General features: G+C 69.7%; 20 protein-coding genes and 1 tRNA gene. 8 read left to right on the forward strand and 13 right to left on the reverse strand.

The window, feature by feature from the left end; translation table 11 throughout:
• Position 1: 1 nt before the first annotated feature.
• The gene (locus tag JKJ07_RS07735) at positions 2-961 is read right to left on the reverse strand and encodes a quinone oxidoreductase family protein (protein ID WP_202990532.1); all 960 of its coding nucleotides are present in this window, start codon (positions 959-961) and stop codon (positions 2-4) included.
• On the reverse strand, positions 961-1,104 hold the full coding sequence (locus tag JKJ07_RS07740; protein ID WP_202990533.1) for a hypothetical protein: 144 nt from the start codon (positions 1,102-1,104) through the stop codon (positions 961-963). Before JKJ07_RS07740 ends, JKJ07_RS07735 begins: the two co-directional genes overlap by 1 nt.
• A 107-nt stretch (positions 1,105-1,211) precedes the next feature.
• Between JKJ07_RS07740 and JKJ07_RS07745 the strand changes: the two genes are divergently transcribed.
• The 3 genes from JKJ07_RS07745 to JKJ07_RS51625 are packed head-to-tail and all read left to right on the forward strand — an operon-like array spanning position 1,212 to position 3,650.
• A complete protein-coding gene (locus JKJ07_RS07745) occupies positions 1,212-1,841 on the forward strand; it encodes a TetR/AcrR family transcriptional regulator C-terminal domain-containing protein (protein WP_202990534.1) in 630 nt (209 codons plus the stop codon).
• A 38-nt stretch (positions 1,842-1,879) separates the two neighbouring features.
• The gene (locus tag JKJ07_RS07750; protein WP_202990535.1) at positions 1,880-3,037 is read left to right on the forward strand and encodes a hypothetical protein; all 1,158 of its coding nucleotides are present in this window, start codon (positions 1,880-1,882) and stop codon (positions 3,035-3,037) included.
• A complete protein-coding gene (locus tag JKJ07_RS51625; RefSeq protein ID WP_202990536.1) occupies positions 3,024-3,650 on the forward strand; it encodes a Fic family protein in 627 nt (208 codons plus the stop codon). The genes JKJ07_RS07750 and JKJ07_RS51625 overlap by 14 nt, the downstream gene beginning before the upstream one ends.
• On the opposite strand, the gene JKJ07_RS07760 is transcribed toward JKJ07_RS51625, so the two are convergent.
• Together JKJ07_RS07760 and JKJ07_RS07765 are read right to left on the reverse strand one after the other, a co-directional pair.
• Positions 3,637-4,488 (reverse strand): hypothetical protein, encoded by an 852-nt coding sequence (locus JKJ07_RS07760; protein WP_202990537.1) that lies wholly within the window; start codon positions 4,486-4,488, stop codon positions 3,637-3,639. The genes JKJ07_RS51625 and JKJ07_RS07760 overlap by 14 nt on opposite strands.
• A gap of 18 nt (positions 4,489-4,506) precedes the next feature.
• Complete coding sequence (locus JKJ07_RS07765) at positions 4,507-4,989, reverse strand: DUF2690 domain-containing protein (protein ID WP_202990538.1); 483 nt, start codon at positions 4,987-4,989, stop codon at positions 4,507-4,509.
• A gap of 144 nt (positions 4,990-5,133) precedes the next feature.
• Here JKJ07_RS07765 and JKJ07_RS07770 point away from each other — a divergent pair, with 144 nt between their 5' ends.
• Entirely contained in the window at positions 5,134-6,642 is a 1,509-nt protein-coding gene (locus JKJ07_RS07770; protein WP_202990539.1) for a hypothetical protein, read from the forward strand.
• Positions 6,643-6,667: 25 nt separating this feature from the next.
• Here the strand turns inward: JKJ07_RS07770 and JKJ07_RS07775 are convergent, their stop codons facing one another.
• Positions 6,668-8,245, reverse strand: a complete 1,578-nt coding sequence (locus JKJ07_RS07775; protein ID WP_236028466.1) for a fibronectin type III domain-containing protein — start codon at positions 8,243-8,245, stop codon at positions 6,668-6,670.
• 67 nt (positions 8,246-8,312) lie between these two features.
• On the opposite strand from JKJ07_RS07775, the gene JKJ07_RS07780 reads away from it, so the two are divergent.
• Positions 8,313-9,194, forward strand: a complete 882-nt coding sequence (locus JKJ07_RS07780; protein WP_202990540.1) for a hypothetical protein — start codon at positions 8,313-8,315, stop codon at positions 9,192-9,194.
• A 9-nt stretch (positions 9,195-9,203) separates the two neighbouring features.
• On the opposite strand, the gene JKJ07_RS07785 is transcribed toward JKJ07_RS07780, so the two are convergent.
• The 4 genes from JKJ07_RS07785 to JKJ07_RS07800 all read right to left on the reverse strand — a co-directional run bounded on the left by JKJ07_RS07785 (position 9,204) and on the right by JKJ07_RS07800 (position 11,446).
• Positions 9,204-9,383 (reverse strand): DUF4236 domain-containing protein, encoded by a 180-nt coding sequence (locus tag JKJ07_RS07785; protein ID WP_202990541.1) that lies wholly within the window; start codon positions 9,381-9,383, stop codon positions 9,204-9,206.
• Positions 9,384-9,447: 64 nt separating this feature from the next.
• Positions 9,448-9,903 (reverse strand): RrF2 family transcriptional regulator, encoded by a 456-nt coding sequence (locus tag JKJ07_RS07790; RefSeq protein ID WP_184956002.1) that lies wholly within the window; start codon positions 9,901-9,903, stop codon positions 9,448-9,450.
• Between the two features lie 65 nt (positions 9,904-9,968).
• Entirely contained in the window at positions 9,969-10,817 is an 849-nt protein-coding gene (locus JKJ07_RS07795) for a helix-turn-helix transcriptional regulator (RefSeq protein ID WP_202990542.1), read from the reverse strand.
• Positions 10,818-11,014: 197 nt separating this feature from the next.
• A complete protein-coding gene (locus tag JKJ07_RS07800) occupies positions 11,015-11,446 on the reverse strand; it encodes an SsgA family sporulation/cell division regulator (protein ID WP_020514863.1) in 432 nt (143 codons plus the stop codon).
• Between the two features lie 277 nt (positions 11,447-11,723).
• Between JKJ07_RS07800 and JKJ07_RS07805 the strand changes: the two genes are divergently transcribed.
• The 3 genes from JKJ07_RS07805 (at position 11,724) to JKJ07_RS07815 (ending at position 13,676) form a co-directional block, all read left to right on the forward strand.
• The gene (locus tag JKJ07_RS07805) at positions 11,724-12,125 is read left to right on the forward strand and encodes a TIGR02611 family protein (RefSeq protein WP_202990543.1); all 402 of its coding nucleotides are present in this window, start codon (positions 11,724-11,726) and stop codon (positions 12,123-12,125) included.
• Between the two features lie 51 nt (positions 12,126-12,176).
• Positions 12,177-12,248, forward strand: a tRNA-Val gene (locus JKJ07_RS07810).
• 519 nt (positions 12,249-12,767) lie between these two features.
• Complete coding sequence (locus tag JKJ07_RS07815) at positions 12,768-13,676, forward strand: helix-turn-helix domain-containing protein (protein WP_202990544.1); 909 nt, start codon at positions 12,768-12,770, stop codon at positions 13,674-13,676.
• On the opposite strand, the gene JKJ07_RS07820 is transcribed toward JKJ07_RS07815, so the two are convergent.
• The 4 genes from JKJ07_RS07820 to JKJ07_RS07835 all read right to left on the reverse strand — a co-directional run bounded on the left by JKJ07_RS07820 (position 13,663) and on the right by JKJ07_RS07835 (position 17,211).
• A complete protein-coding gene (locus tag JKJ07_RS07820) occupies positions 13,663-15,027 on the reverse strand; it encodes a permease prefix domain 1-containing protein (RefSeq protein ID WP_202990545.1) in 1,365 nt (454 codons plus the stop codon). The two genes, JKJ07_RS07815 and JKJ07_RS07820, sit on opposite strands and share 14 nt — an antisense overlap.
• On the reverse strand, positions 15,024-15,374 hold the full coding sequence (locus JKJ07_RS07825) for a PadR family transcriptional regulator (RefSeq protein WP_202990546.1): 351 nt from the start codon (positions 15,372-15,374) through the stop codon (positions 15,024-15,026). The genes JKJ07_RS07820 and JKJ07_RS07825 overlap by 4 nt, the downstream gene beginning before the upstream one ends.
• A 298-nt stretch (positions 15,375-15,672) precedes the next feature.
• Positions 15,673-16,710, reverse strand: coding sequence for a sporulation protein (locus tag JKJ07_RS07830; RefSeq protein ID WP_202990547.1), 1,038 nt, complete (start codon positions 16,708-16,710; stop codon positions 15,673-15,675).
• A 234-nt stretch (positions 16,711-16,944) separates the two neighbouring features.
• Positions 16,945-17,211 (reverse strand): GlsB/YeaQ/YmgE family stress response membrane protein, encoded by a 267-nt coding sequence (locus tag JKJ07_RS07835; RefSeq protein ID WP_202990548.1) that lies wholly within the window; start codon positions 17,209-17,211, stop codon positions 16,945-16,947.
• Between the last annotated feature and the right edge of the window lie 80 nt (positions 17,212-17,291).

Genomic DNA, 17,291 nt, shown 5'->3' on the forward strand with positions numbered 1-17,291 from the left:
CTCACGGCACGACGACCAGCCGGCGACCCCGCAGGTCGGTGCACTGCCAGGCGGTCTCGATGTCGCTCAGCGGGACCCTCAGCACGTCGAAGGTCAGCCGCCCGGCCCGCGTCCAGTCCACCACCTGCCCGTACGCCTCCTGCATGGTCCCGGCGTCGAGCCCCTTGGCCGCCCCGCAGATCTCGACCCCGGAGGTGCGCAGGCTCTCCGCGGCGACAGTGAGCGTGCCACCCGCGGATTCCCCGATCTGGATCAGCCGGGTCGGTTTCCCGAAGGCGAACGTCCGCGGGACCAGCGATCGCAGCAGGATCTCGGTGGGCCGCCCCCACAGGTAGTCGAGCACGACGTCGTATCCGTCGCCCTTGGCATCCACGTAGGCCTGCGCGAGCGCCTCGTCCGCCACGGCAGTGTTGATCACCACGTCGGCGCCCAGACTCCGTACCTCCCGCAACTGATCGTCGTCACGGCCGGTCGCGACGATGCGTCCGGCGCCGAGCAGCCGGGCCACCTGCACCGCGAGCCGTCCCGCGACCCCGGTGGCCCCCTGCACCAGCACGGTCTCGCCCGGCATGAAGCCGCCCGCGGTCCTGATCGACATGCCGGTGATCGCCGTGCCCAACACGGTCGCGACCGCCGGGTCCAGGCCTTCCACGATCGGCACGGACGCCCCCACGGGCACGACGGTCCTCTCGGCCAGCGCGCCGTAGGGCAGACGCGGGTTGCCGAACCCGACCAGCGTGCCGTCCGGAAGCGTGCCCACGCCGTCGAAGCCCGGAATCGCCGGCAGTCGCGCGGTGTATCCCCCGCTCGCGTAGTGGGTGCCGGCCGCGATGCGCTTGTCGACGGTCTCGACCGCCACCGCCTTGACGTCGATGACCACCTCGTCGTCCCCGGCGACGGGATCGGGGAAGTCCTCGTAGCGGGGGATGCCACCGATCTCGTGCAGCACCGCGGCTTTCATCACGACTCCCGGCCGAAGAGCGCCGCGATCCGGCGCTGCCAGCCCGGCAGGAACCGGGGCGGACGGTTGTGGTGCGGCGGCGCGGGGTGCGCGGCGAGCCCATGGCCTTGGTGCCCGACCGGCCGTTCGGCGTGCGCTGGCACGCCGGGAATCAGATGAGTCACTCGGTGCAGGAGCTTCATTCCTTGTCCCTCTCTATCAGTGATAGAGAGAATCTAGCACTGATAGAGTGCCGGTGGAGGTACCGATTTTGGCGCTTGATCGACAGCGGATCGTCGACGAGGCCGTCGCCCTGCTCGACGCCGAGGGCTTCGACGGCGTGACGACCCGCAAACTCGCCGCCCGGCTCGGCGTGCAGTCGCCGACGCTCTACTGGCACGTGCCCAACAAGGCCGCCCTGGTCACCGCGATCGCCGACGCGATCCTCGACCAGGAGTTCGCCGCCGTGGCCCCGCCCGAGCCCGATCAGCCCTGGCCCGAGTGGCTGGGCGCCCTCGCCGAGCGGCTGCGCCGAGCCCTGCTGGCCCACCCGGACGGCGCCCGGGTCGTCTCCGCCGCCCAGCTGTCCCGCACCGTGGCCGCGCTCTCCGAGCTGGCCATGAGCACGCTGGTGGCCCGCGGCATCCCGCTCCGGCAGGCCCGCGTGATCGTCCTGACCGTCGAACGCTTCACCGTCGGCCACGTCCTCGAGGAGCAGGCCCCGCGCCCGGAGGGGGCCGCCCTCGAAGGCTTCGACCTGCCCACCTTCACCGAACAACACCCGACCGTGGTCGCCGCCATCACCGACTACTTCCAGCCCGGCCGCACAGTCGACGACCTCTTCCGCGACTGCCTACAGGTAGTCATCGAGGGCGCCGTGGCCACGGCCGGCCGCTCTTGACTGGTTGCCTACGGCTGTCCGAGGAAAGGCCGACCATTGTGACCGTCGACCGTGTCGACCTGCCCGAGTTCCGCTCGCTCACCTGGCGTGACGTCGACCCCGCGACCCGCCCCGATTTCGACCCGGCGGGTGTGGCCGCGTTGGTGCGGTCGCTGCCCCCGGCGGCCGACGTCCCGCCGCCCGGCACCGACTGGCGGCTCGCCGACTTCTGGTGGGACCGGATGACGGCGGCCCTGGTCGAGCGTCTCGGCCCGTGGGCCGTGGGCTGGCAACACACGGTGGAGTTGGAGGACTACCAGGATCGTGGCGTCATTCCGATCTGGAGGGACGTCTGGCTGACCATCACGACGCCCGCCGAGACCCTTGACCGCCTGGCCCGCGCCCTCGTGGCCTGGCACGAACTCACCGTCGAACTGGCCACCGACGCGCGCGGCCGGTTCGCCGCCATGGCCCCGGCCGACCCCGGCCGTACGGGGGATCCGGTGGCCTGGCGCGCGGTGAAGGCACCCGGCATCGGCCGCTGGCACCCCGAGCACTTCACCCAGCAGATCCCCCACCCGACCTCGCTGACGTGGGCCGATGTCGATCCGCGGGCGCGGAGCTTCGACCCGGCGACGGTCGCCGCAGTGGTGGCCCCGCTGGTGACGGCACCGCCGGCGCAGGAAGCGGATTGGCGTCTGCGGGACTTGTGGCTGGAGAGCATCGCGATCGGCCTGATGGACCGCTATGGAACGTGGACGCTCGGCTGGCGCTGGGGGATCGGCGAGGCCGACTTCGACGGCGGCCCGGTCGCCAACTGGTGCTGCTACTCGGATTCGGTCACCACCCCGGAAGCGACCGCCGCCGTCGTCACCGCCGCCCTGATCGAATGGCACGACTGGCTGGTGGAGATCGCCGACTGCTTCGACCGTTACCTGCCGCTGGCCCCGGACGACCTCGACGGCTGGGAGCGAGCGGTCGCCCACCTGGTGACCGCGGTCGGAGAGCGTGCGCAGTACGAGTCCGCCTGGTACCGCTGCTGCACAACGGTGCTCGGCTGGTTCCTCGAGGCGGCCGGCGTCGCCCCCGCCGAACGCGGCCGGCTGCTCGATCACGCGATCGGCGGCCGATTCGCCAGCTGGGCCGAGCCGGACAGCCAGCTGGTCGAGTCGGTGGCCGGGCGCCTGGCCGGAAAGGTGGCCGGTGTCCTTCCCTGACCAGCTGACGGCCTGGCAGCAGATCCGCGAGCAGGTGCCGTGGCGCACCGTCGTCCCTCACCTGACCAGCCCGATCCACGCCGTACGGGACGGGTTCGCCACCCACCCCAGGCTCGGCTCGCTGCCCACCGAGGTCCGCCGGACGGCGACCACGGGCGCGGCTCTCACCCCCGCCGTGACGGCCCGCTGGAACGCCCTGCTGCGCGGCCTGCCCGAGGTCACCTTCCGCCGCGGCCCGGCCTTCGCCAAGAACGGCCGGGACCGGTACGGCCTGCACGCCGACACCGAGCAGCGGTACGCATCGTGCCTGCACGACGCGGCCGACCCCACCCTCCCGGCAGCGTCCCGGGCCGCCCGGGCGTACCTCGACGTCGCGTTCTTCCACCCGTACGACGACGGCAACGCCCGCCTGGCCGCCCTGGTCCTGCACTATGTGTTGCTGCAAGCCGCCATCGAACTGGACGAGGTCCGCCCCATCCTGACCGTCGTTCGCCGAGCCGACGACCCCGACGGAGCAGCGGGCCTGGCCCGCCTGGTGCACGGCATCGCCCAGGCGACACACCGCAGGTGGGCACGCTCATCACGTCCTCGTCGGCTGTTCATCGGATTGTGAGCTCGACCCGGGCGTCATGACTGCCGCCCTGGTCGTCGAAAACGATGGTCCACCTTCCGGTGGCGTCGCCTGAGTCCCACCGCCACGACCAGGTGAATCGACCCGAGCCGTCCGGCGTCTTGCGATATTCCTGCGGATACCTCCGGCCGTCTGGCTGGATCGCGGTGATCAGCACCGACCCGGCCGGTGTGAAGCCCGATGCCGTGCCTTGGAAGTGCGTGTTCCGATCGCCGGCCTTGGGAGAGACCTCGACCTCGGGCCGGGCGGCCGTCGGTGCCGGTTCTTTCCCTTGAATGATGAATTCCGCATACGCCGGCTTGCCGGTCTTCATGTCCTTGAACGTGACCCGCCATTTGCCGTCGGGATCACCGCTCTCCCACTTCCAGCTCCACTCCAGATGTCCGGCCGAGTCGGCCGTCATGGAGTGCAGGCCCCGATACCTGCTGCCGTCCGGTTTGGTCGCCGTAACCTCGACGCCACCGTTCGGCGAGAAGCCTTCTCCGGCGCCGGTGAATGCCGTTGAGTGGGTGCCCGATAACGGATTCACCGTGACCTCGGGTGAGCGGAAGTAGTAAACGAAAGCATCGATTCCCAGGGTCGCGAAGACGAATGCCCACAACCCGGCGCCCGCGAATCCGAGGACGGCCCCGCCGACCCGCGCGCGTCGCGATCCATACAGGAGCGGAAGCGCCCCCAGAAGCAGGGCGGCACCGGCGAAGGCCAGAAACTTGCCGCCGCTGTCGGCGGGCAGGCTGATAAATATGCCGGCCAGAGCCAGCAGGATCCCGATGCCGGTCGACACCGGATGCGCTCGGATCAGATGCAGTATCGATCGCATTGCCGATCTATTGTCCTTTCAGCGCCAGGCCGTGCACTGATCACGCGTGTACTCGGCATCCGGGTTCATTTCGTAGGTGACGAAGCACCCCCGGACGTAGGACCGGAAGGACCACATCGGAGTCCAGTGCTGGCCTGCCCGGGGATTGGACCCGAGTTGGGCGGAGTCACCCGACACCTCCAGAACGAAGCCGCAATCGCGCCACGGCGGCATGCAGTCGCCGCCGGTGACACGCGCCCAGGCGGCGTCGCAAGCCGACGATCGGCGAAGCTCCATCAATGCGCCCTGCAACCATTCATTAGTGCCGCTGTAGTGAAAGGAATCGATGTTGCCGGCATCGGCGCCGCAGGGCGTCTCTGCCGGGTCGATTCCATTGCAGGCAGAGCCGCGGCATTCGGTGGCGGCTGATGCCGGAGCGGCCGCGGCGACGGTGAAAGCGGTGGCGGCGACGGTCAGGGCGAGCGAAAGGTGTAGCGGCTTCTTGAATCGACGAGTCTTCATCAGTTCCTCCGCTGATCGGGCGACCTGCGAGCGAAGGCTACTCAGGCCGCCGACGGTCCCGTAGATCAATTGCAAGGCCGGCCTATTGCTGCAATCGGGCGACATGATTGCCTTGATCTTGTATGTCCCGCTACATTGCCGCCCGTGTCGGTCAGAACGGTCAGACGCCGGATCGGTTGGTTACTGAAGGTCAATCGGAAGCTCGGCGCCGACGAGGAGCTTCGGATCGCCAAGAACTTCGCACGTGCCTGGCCTGGCGGTGGCCATACGCCGGACGCCCCGACCGTGTCGCGCTGGGAGAGTGGTAAGACGGCCATCTCGACAGCGACGGTGAATCGGTACGAAGGTCTCCTCGGGCTGGAGCTCGGATGCCTGACGGCTCTCAAACACGCGATCGAGCGAGCTGCCGGCACGGCGAGCGGGCCGGGCGCCACGGCCGTCGACGATGACAAGCGTTTGCACGAACTACTGGAGCGCTCGGCCGGCAAGGATGAGATGGGCGGCCCAAGTTGGATCGAGCTGTCGGATCATGTCCGGGCGGCGCCAGATCTGAGGCTCCACCCGCCGCGCCTCTGGGACGCGGTCAGCGATCGGCTGCTGGGCGAACTGGTGGTTGCGGAGCACTGCGGTTGGTTGCAACGGCAGGAGGCGCTGAGTCGGTTGCTGGAACACCGGTGGGCCGGTGCATCGGCGATCGGGGCGTGCATCGATCTCGCCGAAGACAGCACGCCGGTCGTGATCGAGCCGCTCTCCCTGCTGGATTCCTCGCCTGATCTCGTCGCCGGCCGATACATCCGCCAAGCCGTCGAGTCACCGGCTTCGGATCGAGCGCTCGTCGGGGCCTTGCTCGCGGCGTCTCGAAAGATCCGGCGCCGCCATTTCACACACGAGGACTCAAGCCGGATCGGCCGGGCTGTCACTAGCCTGCTGAACGACTCAACCCTCGACGAGGGACTACGACGACTCGCGTCTGAAGTTGAGTCGGAACTCCGGGCCGGCGGGGCGACGCGGGCCGACGCGGCTTCCGTCTGGGCGACCAGTTCCCGGCCTCGCCGGATCTCGACGCGTGCCTGTGCCCGCGTGTCGCCCGCCGGGCCGAGTACGGACGAGATGCTGACCGAGCTGGTCGGACAGGCGCTTTACGACCCGAACCCGGACGATCGGATGCTGGCTGCCATGTTCATCGCCGGCACTCCGGTCCGCGCTGCCGTCGCTTCCTGCCTGCTCGTCGAGATTGAGGAGGACTTGCGGCGACGGCGGCACTGCGACCTAGGCGTCCTGTTGCGGACGATGACGCTGCTGCGGTCGGGAAACCATCGGCCGGTGCTCCACCGGATCCTGACCGATCCCCACGCCGAGGAGAGCGCTCGGCTGGCCGCAGCCTGGGCCTTGCCGCACTGCGCGGAGGGCCCGGCCGTGACACCGTGGTCGAAAATCCTCGAAGTGCAGACGCGCCTTGCGCGGCGCCCTTCGATGATCGGCGCCTCGGTTCTGCATGGTGTCGTGTACGGGGCCGGAACCGACGGCGACGAAGCGACGCTACGACGAGTACGCGCCGACAGCGACTTGCCCACGATCGTCAGGTCGACGGCCCGATGGCTGCTGACCGCGCGGCTTCCCGTCCGATCGCTGCGGCACAGTGGTCATCTCTGAGGGCCGGAGAACTCGGGGCGAGGTGTCAGCGTTTGGTGCAGACCGGGGCCGAGCGGTCGATGTTGTTGGTGGCGTAGGCGATCGCGATTGTGAAGCAGTAGTTCGACGACTCGTTGAGGCCGTAGACCACGTAGTCGGTGCTGCCCGCGGGCAACTGCTGGAACGGCTTCTGCGGCTGCCCGGCGCGGCCGCCCGAGACCAGGATCGGGCCTTCCGAATTGCGGGGGTATGTCCACTGCAGCAGGACGCTGTCGCGGTTGTCGCGGAGTTTGACGCCGGTGGGGGCGCCGGGGTCGGCGGTCGGCGGGCGGCTGGTGGCCGCGGTCGAGGGCGGTGGCGGAGCCGCGGAGGAGGCGGCGGGCGGTGTAGTCGCGGTGGCCGCCGGGCCCTCGGCTCCGTCGGCGTCGGGGAGGGTGAGGGCCACGACGGCGACCGCGGCGGCCACGCCCGCGACGAGCACGGCGGCGAGCACGAAGGGCTGGCGCCGGCGTGGGCCGGGGGCGGGCTCCGTGCGTACGGGAAGGCGCCTTTCGGTGTTCGGGGGCAGCGTGTACGTCGAGGCGGGGGCCGAGCCGACCGGCTGGGGACGGCCGTCGGGGCCGTAGTCGGGGGCGCGGCGGCCGGGCATCGGCGGGGGAGTGTCGGCGCGGGCGTGGCGGCCCTGCAGGTCACCGGGCTCCTGGTGCACGTCGGCCAGATAGAGCGGCTGCTGATAGACCGTGCCGTTGGGATCGGTCGGGCGGTTGTCGGCCGGCGGCTGGGCGGGGTCGTCGGGCGGGAACTCCTCGGGGTCGGGCACGGTGGGGCGCCGCGGGAAGGGCACTGTCCGCACGCCGGGGGCGCCGACCGTGGTCACGCCGGGGCCGTCGGACTGCTCGACCCGCCCGCAGACGTGCTTGCCCGACGCGGAGCCCGCCACCAGCGCGGCCACCTGGCGTACGAGGGGGTGGTCGAAGGGCAGATAGCGGGCGCACAGCTCCTGCGCCTTGGCCAGATGCTCGCGGGCCTGCTCGTCGCGGCCGCACTCGCGCTCCATCGCGCCGAGGCGGGCCAGCATCTTGATGCCGGCCGGGGACGCGTCGCCGTAGCGCTTGCTGTGCCGCCGCCAGGCCGCCGTGAGCCGGGAGCGGGCGGCCGTGCAGTGACCCGCCGCGTGCTCGGCCGTGGCCAGGTCGGCCTCGGCCGCCAGCACCCGTGGGGAGTCGGCGCCCTCGAGCTCGGTCAGGTCGCCCACGAGCTGGCGATAGACCTGGGCGGCCCGGCCGAAGTGGCCGACCCGCTGCAGGACGGCCGCGTGCGTGGCGGCGGCGCCGATCGTGCGGTCGTGCTGGGGGCCGTGCAGGCGTTCCTCGGCGGCGTGGGCATAGCCGGCCCAGAGCCGGGCGCCGTGGGCGTCGCCGAGGGCGATCAGGATGCGTGCGTGCAGGGCCGCGGCCAGCGCGAGGTCGGCGTCGGCCTGCCGGGGGTCGGTGGCGGCGGCCGGGTCGAGCACGTTGTCCAGCACGCGCCGGGCCCCCGCGAGGTCGCCGGCAGACGACAACGTCTGGGCGCGCGCGGTGAGTTCGGCGAGCGGTGGAGGGGCCACGTGTCCCATAGTGCTCATGTGACCACTGTAGGTACAAGTGCAAGGTTGCGATCACTTCGCTGGTCGGACACTGTAGAACTCGCATATGTCCTACGACGCGATCACCCAGATCAAGCAGGAACTCCTGGTCCGCTATCTCGAGGCCTGGGCTCCGGCCGCCCTGCACCGTGCCCGGCGTGTGATTTACGTCCATGCCTCCGCGGGCGCGACGGCCGAGGCGGCGATGCGGGTTCTGGCCGAGCAGTCCGACCTCGTACGGGGTCGCGAGCTCACGATGCTGGCCATCGGCGACGAGCTGGGGGAGGCCGGCGCGCGGCTGTCGGCGATCGCCGAGCAGTCGGGCGCGGGGGCCGGGCTGGCCGTGCACACAATTCCCGGTGGAACGGACAAAACGCTGCCCGTGGGCCTCAAGGCGATCGGGGCCCAACGCGTACCCCTGCTGGGGTTCCTGGACGCGGGTGACGCTCCCGCGCCCGCCACCGTGGCCGCGCTGACCGCGGGCAAGCCGGCCGAGATGCTGCTGGTTCTGCCGCCTGAGACCAAAACCGATCCCTACCGTACGGGGTGGCCCCTGTTCACCCAGGTCGAGCTGGCCGTCTCGGACGAACCGGGTGAGCTGCTGGTCTTCGGCGCGACGGCCGGGAAGAGCCTCGAGGGCTTCAAGGAGGCCCTGTGGTCGGTCGACGAGTTCGCCGGCGTCCGCTATCGCGACCCGGGTGACCCGGACCGGCACCTGATCGACATCTCGCTGACCCCGCACCCCGGGCCGCTCCGCCGCGAGATGCTGGCCTATTTGGAGCGTACGGGATCTCGTACGGTGACCGAATTGCGGACCTTTGCCCTGACCGAGACGGTGTATCGAGCCGCCGACGCCACACGGGTGCTGCACACGCTGGTCGACGCGGGGACTGTCACCCGCGAGCCGTCACACGGGCGGCTCGGCGGGGACGTCGTCATCTCTTATTAGGAACGGCCATTAGGAGCGGCTCTTGTCCTGCTTCCAGCTGAACGGGCCGGGCAGGTCGACGCGGTGCGCCTTGGCGCGTGAGTTCCAGGACCAGCGGCCGATCTTGAGACTCCACGAGGAATAGCCGTTCTCGGTGAAGTTCAGGATCAACGGGCCGATCTTCTTACGCTTGCGGAAAACGAGGCCCATCGGTACGTCCCTCCAAGGTTTGTCGGATGGGCGTTCGATTCCCCATCGCGTAAATCGGCAAACGTCAGCGCGGTTGCCACGCGTCGGGGCGGGTAGTCAGCTTGCGGACGTGCGCCGGCATGCGGCCGCTGATCAGCTCGGCCAGGTTGACCTCGTCGACCACCTCGCGCACCGCGGCCCGCACGGCGACCCAGAGATTGGGCAGGTTTTCCGCGGCGCCGGTGTAGCGAGTCTCCTCCGGACGGAGGCCGCGCACCCCGGCCAGCGGCCCGTCGACCGCGCGCAGGATCTGACCGATCGTCACGTCGCGGGGCGACTGTGACAATGTGTAGCCACCCTCGGCGCCACGCTGGGCTCGCACGACGCCGGCGCGGCGCAGGTCGGCCAGCACCGCCTCGAGGAACTTGCGGGGCATTTCCTGATCCTGGGCGATGGCTTGGGCGGACATCAATGCCGGGTAAGCCCTAGCCAAGCTCAGGGCGGCCCGGACCGCGTAGTCGCCGCGCGCGGAGATCTGCACGCATCCATCATGCCCCTTCGGCGCCACCGACTCGCACATACCCCACGGTTTTATGGGAATTACGCTCAGTCAGATGATCGTCGCTGTGCGGGAATGACGCCGCGGGGCTCGGCCGAGGCCTCCGCGCGGAACTGGCCGGGGCTCATGCCGACCTCGCGATGGAAGAAGCGGCCGAAGTTGGTCGGCTCGGGAAAACCCAGGTGACGGCCGACCTCGGCGACCGACAGGGGCGTGCACGCGAGCAGGCGGCGGGCCTCCAGCGAGACCCGGTCGTCGACAACCTGCTTGGCCGTGCGGCCCGTGACGGAAAGACAAGCCCGGGTGAGCGTACGCACGGAGCACCCGAGCTCCTCCGCGTAATCCTCGACGCGGCGGCTGTGCGGGTGGCCGGCCTCGAGCAGGCCCCGGAACCGGGAGTAGGTGCGGCTCTCGGGGCCGGGCGGCGCGTCCGAGCTGAGCAGGGCCAGCCGCAACAGCAGCACGTGCAGCTGGTGACGCAGCAGGTCGGCGGCGATCGAGCTCGGCGCGTGCCGCTCGTGATCGACCGCGAGCTGGGTGAACTCGCTGATCACCGCGTCCTCGTCCTCGCCGCGCAGCTGCCAGCGGTTCTGCGGCGGAACGTCGTCCTTCAGGAGCGCGGGCTCGAACGTGACCACGGCGGCGATCAGCCCGTTGCGCCCGACGCGCAGGGCCTGGCCGGGGCGGATCCAGAGCAGGGTGCCGGGCCGGCACGCGTGCCCGAAGAAGTCGACCTCGACCGTGCCGTGCCCGGCCGTGGCCAGCACCAGCACGTGATACGGCAGGCGGACCGGCGGCTGGGCGGAAGTGGCGTCCAGCGCGCAGGTGCCGACGCCCGCCCACCCGGGCGGCCGGAACGTGATCGCGGTCTGCTGCCGCGCTGCTGTGCTGGACATCGCGCCACGACGGTAACCGGCGTTGACCAGCGATGCACGAGGCAAAACGCGTCCGGGCCCCGGCTGTCGTCTTTACGCCTCATCGGACGCCATTTCTGCGCCGAATGTCTGGTTATTTATATATCGGGCGGTTTATGCAAAAGGCGACCCGTACGGACCGGCAGTGTCCGTACGGGTCGCCTGTCGCATTTCCCGCGCTATCGGCCCGCCAGCAACCGATTCACCGCCGCGTCGACGTCCAGATGTTCGGATTCTCGGCCGCGCGGCACCACCACATAGGTGCGACGGAGGAATCGGACAAGGACGCTGCGAGGCACCTCGAACAGTGCGTTGCCGTCAGGCGACGACAACGCGAGGGCCACGAAGTCGCCCCGCGGCGTGGCCCACGGCCACACCCGGACGTCCCCGATACCCGCAGGCTCATCGAGCCCGGTCACGAGCAGTTCCCGCGCAAAGGACCAGCTCACGGCTTCCCCACCGGCTGATTCTGCGTGGAACAACACGTGGACCGCATAAGGGTCGGCTGGGTCGTAGCGCAGACTGGCGCGCACGGGCAGAGCCGTGGCGTCAGGCGCTACGAGCCGCAGCGAGGTCTCGACCTCGACGGTCGTTGGACGAATGGTACTCATGGACGAACTCCCCCCGGCACCGCTGCGAGGCTGGTGAACCCCGCGTTTCCCATACTCAGGTGATCCCTGTCGTTACGCTCCGCCATACGCTGATCTCACCCAGTAGTGGGAAGACGGTTCCGAAAACCCTTTCGCACAAGACAAAAAGCGATATCTTGTACTGTTCTGCCCCAAGTACTCGGTTCCGCCCGGCGTCGGGTGGTCCAGCAGTTGACTTACTCCGGTAACGTCCATTTCTCCCGGGTGGTGACGGGGCTCCGGAACACTGGGGGATGAAATGACTACGAAACCCGACCAAGACCGGGCCCCGACGGGTGTGCTGGAGAAGATCCGAGCCAACCCCACCGGACGGCTCGCCCTGAAAATCTCCGTCGCAGTCCTCGGCGCCATCGTCGTCGCCGTCGGCATCGTGGCGATCCCGCTCCCCGGCCCCGGCTGGGCCATCGTGATCGCCGGCCTCGCGATCTGGGCCATCGAATTCGCGTGGGCCAAACACCTGCTCGAGTTCACGAAAAAACACGTGCTCGCGTGGACGCACTGGATCGGCCGCCAGTCATGGCCCGTGAAAGGCCTCGTCGGCCTGGCCACGTTCCTGTTCGTGAGCGCGGTCGTCTACACCACGTTCCGCCTGAGCTTCGGCATCGACCTGATCGAAAAAGGACGCGACTGGCTGTCCTGACCCCCTGTTCGCCGCCCGGGGGTCACATCTAGTACAGTCATGACGCGTTGAGGGCGATTAGCTCAGCGGGAGAGCGCTCCGTTCACACCGGAGAGGTCACTGGTTCGATCCCAGTATCGCCCACGAGTCGGGGGCGGCAGTGTGCCTGCATAATGCGCAGGCCTTGCCGCCTCGTTCCTTCCGGCGCGACTTCGTCGCGCCAAAGCGGGGGCTTCGCCACCCGCACCCCCTCTGCCGCTCCCGCCCTTTGATGGTGGGTGGGCTGGAAGTGGCTTCGCCACCCGCGGCTTGGGTCTTTGGCTTCGCCTTGGGGGCTATCTGTTGGGCTCAGGGCCCTTGCCCCTTGCCCCTTGCCCCTTGCTCCTTGCCCTCGCGTGTCGGGGGCTCGCGTCTGCCTTTCCTCCTCTTCCTTCTTCAAGCGTGCGCGCGTTCGCTTCTGCAGGTCCCGAGTCGACTGCGTAACTGCGTGCCGCCAGTGGCGTAGCGCCTCTGGCGGCGGGCGCTGCAGGACGGCGTCGAGCACCTCGAAGAGGTTCCATCCGGATTGCGCGTCATAAGGAACGACCTGTTCGAGGCCGATCGGATCGCCGACGGCGCAAGAAGCGTCAAGTTGTGATGGCCGCCAACCGGTACGGTCCGAGGGTGTCGTCCGGTGTGGGGGAGATGCTTCGGCTGCTGGCTACGGTCAACGCGCGGCTGGGCGAAGATGTGTCGCTGTCGGTGCTGGCCAAGCTGGCGCACCGGTCGCGGTTCGATCTGCATCGGCGGTTCGGGCGGCTCGTGGGGGAGACGCCGAAGGCGTACACGACCCGGGTGCGGATCGCGCGGGCCGCGGGCGACGTGGTGGCCGGCGGCCGGCGGGTCTCGGTGATCGCGGCCGACCACGGGTTCGCCAGTCATGAGGTCTTCAGCCGCACCTTCAAGCGCCACCTCGGTCGCAGTCCGCTGCGTTACCGGGCCCGCGGTCTGCACGTCGCCGGTCGCAAGGTGGCGGCCACGCACGCCCGCACCGTGGGGTCGGCGGCGCCGTGCCTCAGTCTTTACCGGATCAGCCTCAACGAGAGGAAAGTCGTCGTGCCGCTCGAGATCTCCCTCCGGGAAACGCCTGTCATCCATGCCCTGGTGGTGCGGAACCGGATCACGCGGGACGAGATCGCCGCCGCGTTGTCCGCGAGCCTGCCCAAGGTCTTCGAGTACGCCCAGCGGGAGGGGCTGGCCATCGCGGGGCCGCCGTTCGCCCGCTATCCCGAGGTGGGCATGGGCTCGCTGGTCATCGAGGGCGGCATCACCATCGCCGGGCCGCCGCCGGCCGCGCCGGGGGAGGGGATCGAGGCGATCGTCATTCCCGCCGGGCAGGCCGTGGTGGCGATCCACCGGGGGCCGTACGACGGCCTGCCCGAGTCCTATCAGGAGATCGAGAAATGGATGCGGGACAAGGGGCTGACCGCGGCCGGTGCGCCGTGGGAGACATACCTGACCGATCCGGGGGAGCGGCCCGACCCCGCGACGTGGGAGACCGAGATCGCCCAGCCGGTGCTCAGCGGAAGCTGAACAGCGGGGGCAGGACCAGCACCACAGTCCAGAACCAGACCGCGTACGCGGGAAGGTAGTTGGTCTGCCAGCGCTCGATCGAGGCGAACCCGCCGCGCCGGCGGACGAACCGCAGCAGCAGCCACGCCGACCAGGCCAGATTGACCAGCAGCACGATGTTCTCGCCGAGCGCGGCCACGTTGTTGGGCGTGGTGCCGTATTCGGCGATGCGGCCGGTCATCGTGTAGAGCACCAGCGCGTCGATCACCAGCGCGCTCACCACGAGGCCGAGCTGCAGCACGTCGAACGGGCCGGGCGGGGCCTGCGGGTCGCGGGCCGACAGCGAATACAGCAGCAGGCCCAGCACCACCGCGAGCAGCAGGTCGAACATCACCAGCGTCTCGCGGTCGATCTCGATGCCCCGGCCGTTCCAGCCGACGGTGACGAGGAAGGCCAGCAGCGCCACGGTGAACAGCGGGGTGAACAGGCGGGTCAGCACCGGCGCGATGTTCTCGATGACCCCCTGCTTGACCTCCACGAGCCAGCCGGCGACGACCGTCGCGGCCACGAAACCGCACGGCACCACCCAGTTGCCGATCACAGTGTCCGGCTCGACGCCGATCGCGTCGAAGATGCCGTACAGGAAGGCAATGAGGACCCCGCCGCCGAGACCCATCAACACGAGATAGACGAACCATTCGCCGGTGAAACGGATGAAGTCCATCCGGCGGCGGGCCGAGCGCAGGTCGTCGGAGACGTAGGCCAGCCCGACCACCAGCCACAGGGCGATCGGCAGGTGCGTCATGATCAGGGTCGCGGACTGGGAGTCGCTGTCCACCGGATAGGCGTTGGCCCCGGCCACACCGACCGCGAACAGGGCCACCAGGGCCCCGATCACGCCGGCGCCGGGCCGTCGCCGCCACACCAGGAACGCGGCCAGCCAGGGCAGCGCGAACAGGGCCAGGTTGGGGGCGTAGAACGAGCCGTCGTCGTCGTAACTCAGGCCGAAAAGCGCAGGGATCTTGATCGAGACGGCGGCGCCGAACGCGCACACGAGCATGGCGACGACGTCGCGGCGAGAAGTGCTGTCCCGTCCGGGGTCACCGGTGAACACCAGCTGCTTCCACAGCCGTTCGGAATGCTCGCGGGCGAACTCGCGGGACAGGTCGTCGAGCCCGCCCATCCGCTTGACCGCGATCAGGAACGCCTCGTCGGGGGCCAGCCCCCGTTCCACGAGCGTGTCGACCGAGTCGCGCAGGTGATCCTCCAGCTCGTCGGCGTCCGACTCGACCAGCTCGGGGCGGCGCCGCACGTACGCGCGCCACTGGGCGAACTGAGCCTCAAGCTCGTCGTTGCCGTTGGTGACGGTCACGCGTTGCCCTCCAAGGCGATGAACGGCGGCCAGACCTGGTGCAGCGCCTCGACGACGGTGCGCCATTGACGTTGCTGGTCGGCCAGCTCGGCCCGGCCCTGCCGGGTGATCCGGTAGTACTTGCGGCGGCGTTCCCCGGGCACCGACTGCCAGCTCGCCTCGACGTGGCCGAGCCGCTCCAGCCGGTGCAGCAGGGGATAGAGGAAGCCCTCGGTCCAGTCCAGCTCGCCGCCGGACAGATCACTGATCCGGCGCAGGATGGCATACCCGTAGCTCTCGCCCTCGGCGAGGATGCCGAGCACGATCGGTGTCGCCGAGGCGGCCACCAGATCCTTGGTCACCCGCATGCGCGGCCCTCCATACCTAGAAGTACGAGGCATAGTAGTTCTAGGTATGGACGCGCGCAACGGCCAGGGGACGATGGCGAAGCTCGTGTAGCGGCATCGCAGCGAACCGTCGGTCCGCAGCCCGCACGTCATCTCGCGGCCGCGGTCGGTTCCCGCGCGCGGCCGAGCACGGAGGCGAGCAGCGCAACGGCAAGCGGCAGGCGCCTCCCACGCCCGTGCACGGCTCACCCCCGGCCGGCGTCGACGTTGCCTTCCCGACCAGGCTGTCGACCGGCGGGCCCCGGTCCGGAAAAGGCGGCTACTCCTCGGCGTCCCCGGCGTCGTCGTCCTCGAAGATCTCGTCCATGACCTCGCCGGCCAGGTAACCCGCGGCCAGACCGCCGACGACGCCGGCGGCCACCCCGCCCATGCCCGGACCTCGCCGCCCGGAATGTCCGGAATATCCAGGCTGACCGCCATAGCCGGGCTGGCCACCGTATCCGGGCTGGGGATAGCCGGGCTGGCCACCAAAGCCGGGCTGAGCCCCGAAGCCGGGCTGGGCGCCGAAGCCGGGCGCCGCCTGGCGGTGTTCGAGCGCCTGGCGGACCCACCCGTCCACCTGCTGCGCCCAGTCGACGGTGTCGGCGTCGGTGTGGGCCACGGTGTAGCGCCCGTACGAGTCGTGGCCGCCGCCGTACATGCCGCCGCGCTTGTCGAACTCCAGCACCACCTCGACCGCGTGCGGGCTGGTGACGAAGGTGAGCTCGACCTCCCGTACGAGGCGCGCGTACTGCTGGGCCGGGTAGTACTCGATCTCCTGATGGAACGGCAGCGTCTGGGCCACGCCGTTGATCCGCCCGTGCTCCAGGTCGGCGCTCTTGAACACAAAGCCGAGCTGCGCGAACGCGTCGAGGATGCGCTGCTGCACGGGCAGCGGGTGCACCCGGACGGCGTCGAGGTCGCCCTTGTCCACCGCGCGGGCGATCGCCACCTCGGTCCGTACGCCCATCACCATGCCGTGCAGGGCCTGCCCGTACACCGTCGTGATCGGCGTCTCCCACGGCAGCACCAGCTGGAACGGCAACGCCCGGCGTTCGTTCGCGGCCAGGCGCAGGGGCCCGCTGACCACCAGCCGGTGGAACTCGCCGGTGGCGGTGCGCTCGCCGGGCCCGCTGCCGGCCTCCATCCGGGTCACCAGGCTCAGCGTGATGTGCTCGATGGCGGCGTCGCTGCCGCCCCCGACCAGCTCCACCCGGCCGGTCAGGGCCGCTCCCGGGGTGCCGTCGGGGCTCTGGAGCACCGTGTCGACGCTCACGCCGCCGACCCCGAGCGCGCCCAGCATTTTCTTGAAGACCACGTCACCACTCCCGATGGCTCGATTTTCGCGATCGGGCAGGAAAGTAATGAACCCGGCTGAAAGCGCGCTGTGAGTTCCGCCCTCCAGAGTGAACGGAGGTCTTCTTCTCACCTTTTTCTCGCCTTCTCCTTTACTTCTCCTTTCCCTTTTCCAAGGTGACTTCCAGCAATTGCCGGGAATGGCGAAGGCCCCGCCGGCGACGGTGCCGGCGGGGCCTTGCGGAGAGTGGGCCGGTCAGCGGCGGCGCCCGTAGAGACCGGCCACCAGGCTGACGCCCACGGCGGCCAGCGCGACCTGGATCAGCAGCTCGATCCAGTCGATGCCGCTGGTGTCGTCGACGCCCAGAGCTGCGGCGATGAACGTGCCGACGATGGCCGCGAGCACGCCGACGACGATGGTCAGCCAGATCGGGATGTTCTGCTTGCCGGGCACGACCAGGCGGCCCAGGGCGCCGATGATCAGGCCGATGACGATCGCGGTGATAATACCGGTTACTTCCACTTCAGCTCCTCAGTGCGGGGTTGCCGACCCATTTCCCGAAGCGGGGGGAAGTCCAAACCTCAAGTAGTATTCCGGGTCGG

Origin of the sequence: Paractinoplanes lichenicola (assembly GCF_016785085.1) — a bacterium.
GTDB lineage: Bacteria > Actinomycetota > Actinomycetes > Mycobacteriales > Micromonosporaceae > Actinoplanes > Actinoplanes lichenicola.

Coding starts and splice junctions, on each gene's coding strand:
- JKJ07_RS07735 (WP_202990532.1), bottom strand. CDS start 961: ATGAAAGCCGCGGTGCTGCACGAGATCGGTGGCATCCCCCGCTACGAG.
- JKJ07_RS07760 (WP_202990537.1), bottom strand. CDS start 4,488: ATGCGATCGATACTGCATCTGATCCGAGCGCATCCGGTGTCGACCGGC.
- JKJ07_RS07765 (WP_202990538.1), bottom strand. CDS start 4,989: ATGAAGACTCGTCGATTCAAGAAGCCGCTACACCTTTCGCTCGCCCTG.
- JKJ07_RS07775 (WP_236028466.1), bottom strand. CDS start 8,245: ATGAGCACTATGGGACACGTGGCCCCTCCACCGCTCGCCGAACTCACC.
- JKJ07_RS07780 (WP_202990540.1), top strand. CDS start 8,313: ATGTCCTACGACGCGATCACCCAGATCAAGCAGGAACTCCTGGTCCGC.
- JKJ07_RS07785 (WP_202990541.1), bottom strand. CDS start 9,383: ATGGGCCTCGTTTTCCGCAAGCGTAAGAAGATCGGCCCGTTGATCCTG.
- JKJ07_RS07795 (WP_202990542.1), bottom strand. CDS start 10,817: ATGTCCAGCACAGCAGCGCGGCAGCAGACCGCGATCACGTTCCGGCCG.
- JKJ07_RS07800 (WP_020514863.1), bottom strand. CDS start 11,446: ATGAGTACCATTCGTCCAACGACCGTCGAGGTCGAGACCTCGCTGCGG.
- JKJ07_RS07805 (WP_202990543.1), top strand. CDS start 11,724: ATGACTACGAAACCCGACCAAGACCGGGCCCCGACGGGTGTGCTGGAG.
- JKJ07_RS07825 (WP_202990546.1), bottom strand. CDS start 15,374: ATGCGGGTGACCAAGGATCTGGTGGCCGCCTCGGCGACACCGATCGTG.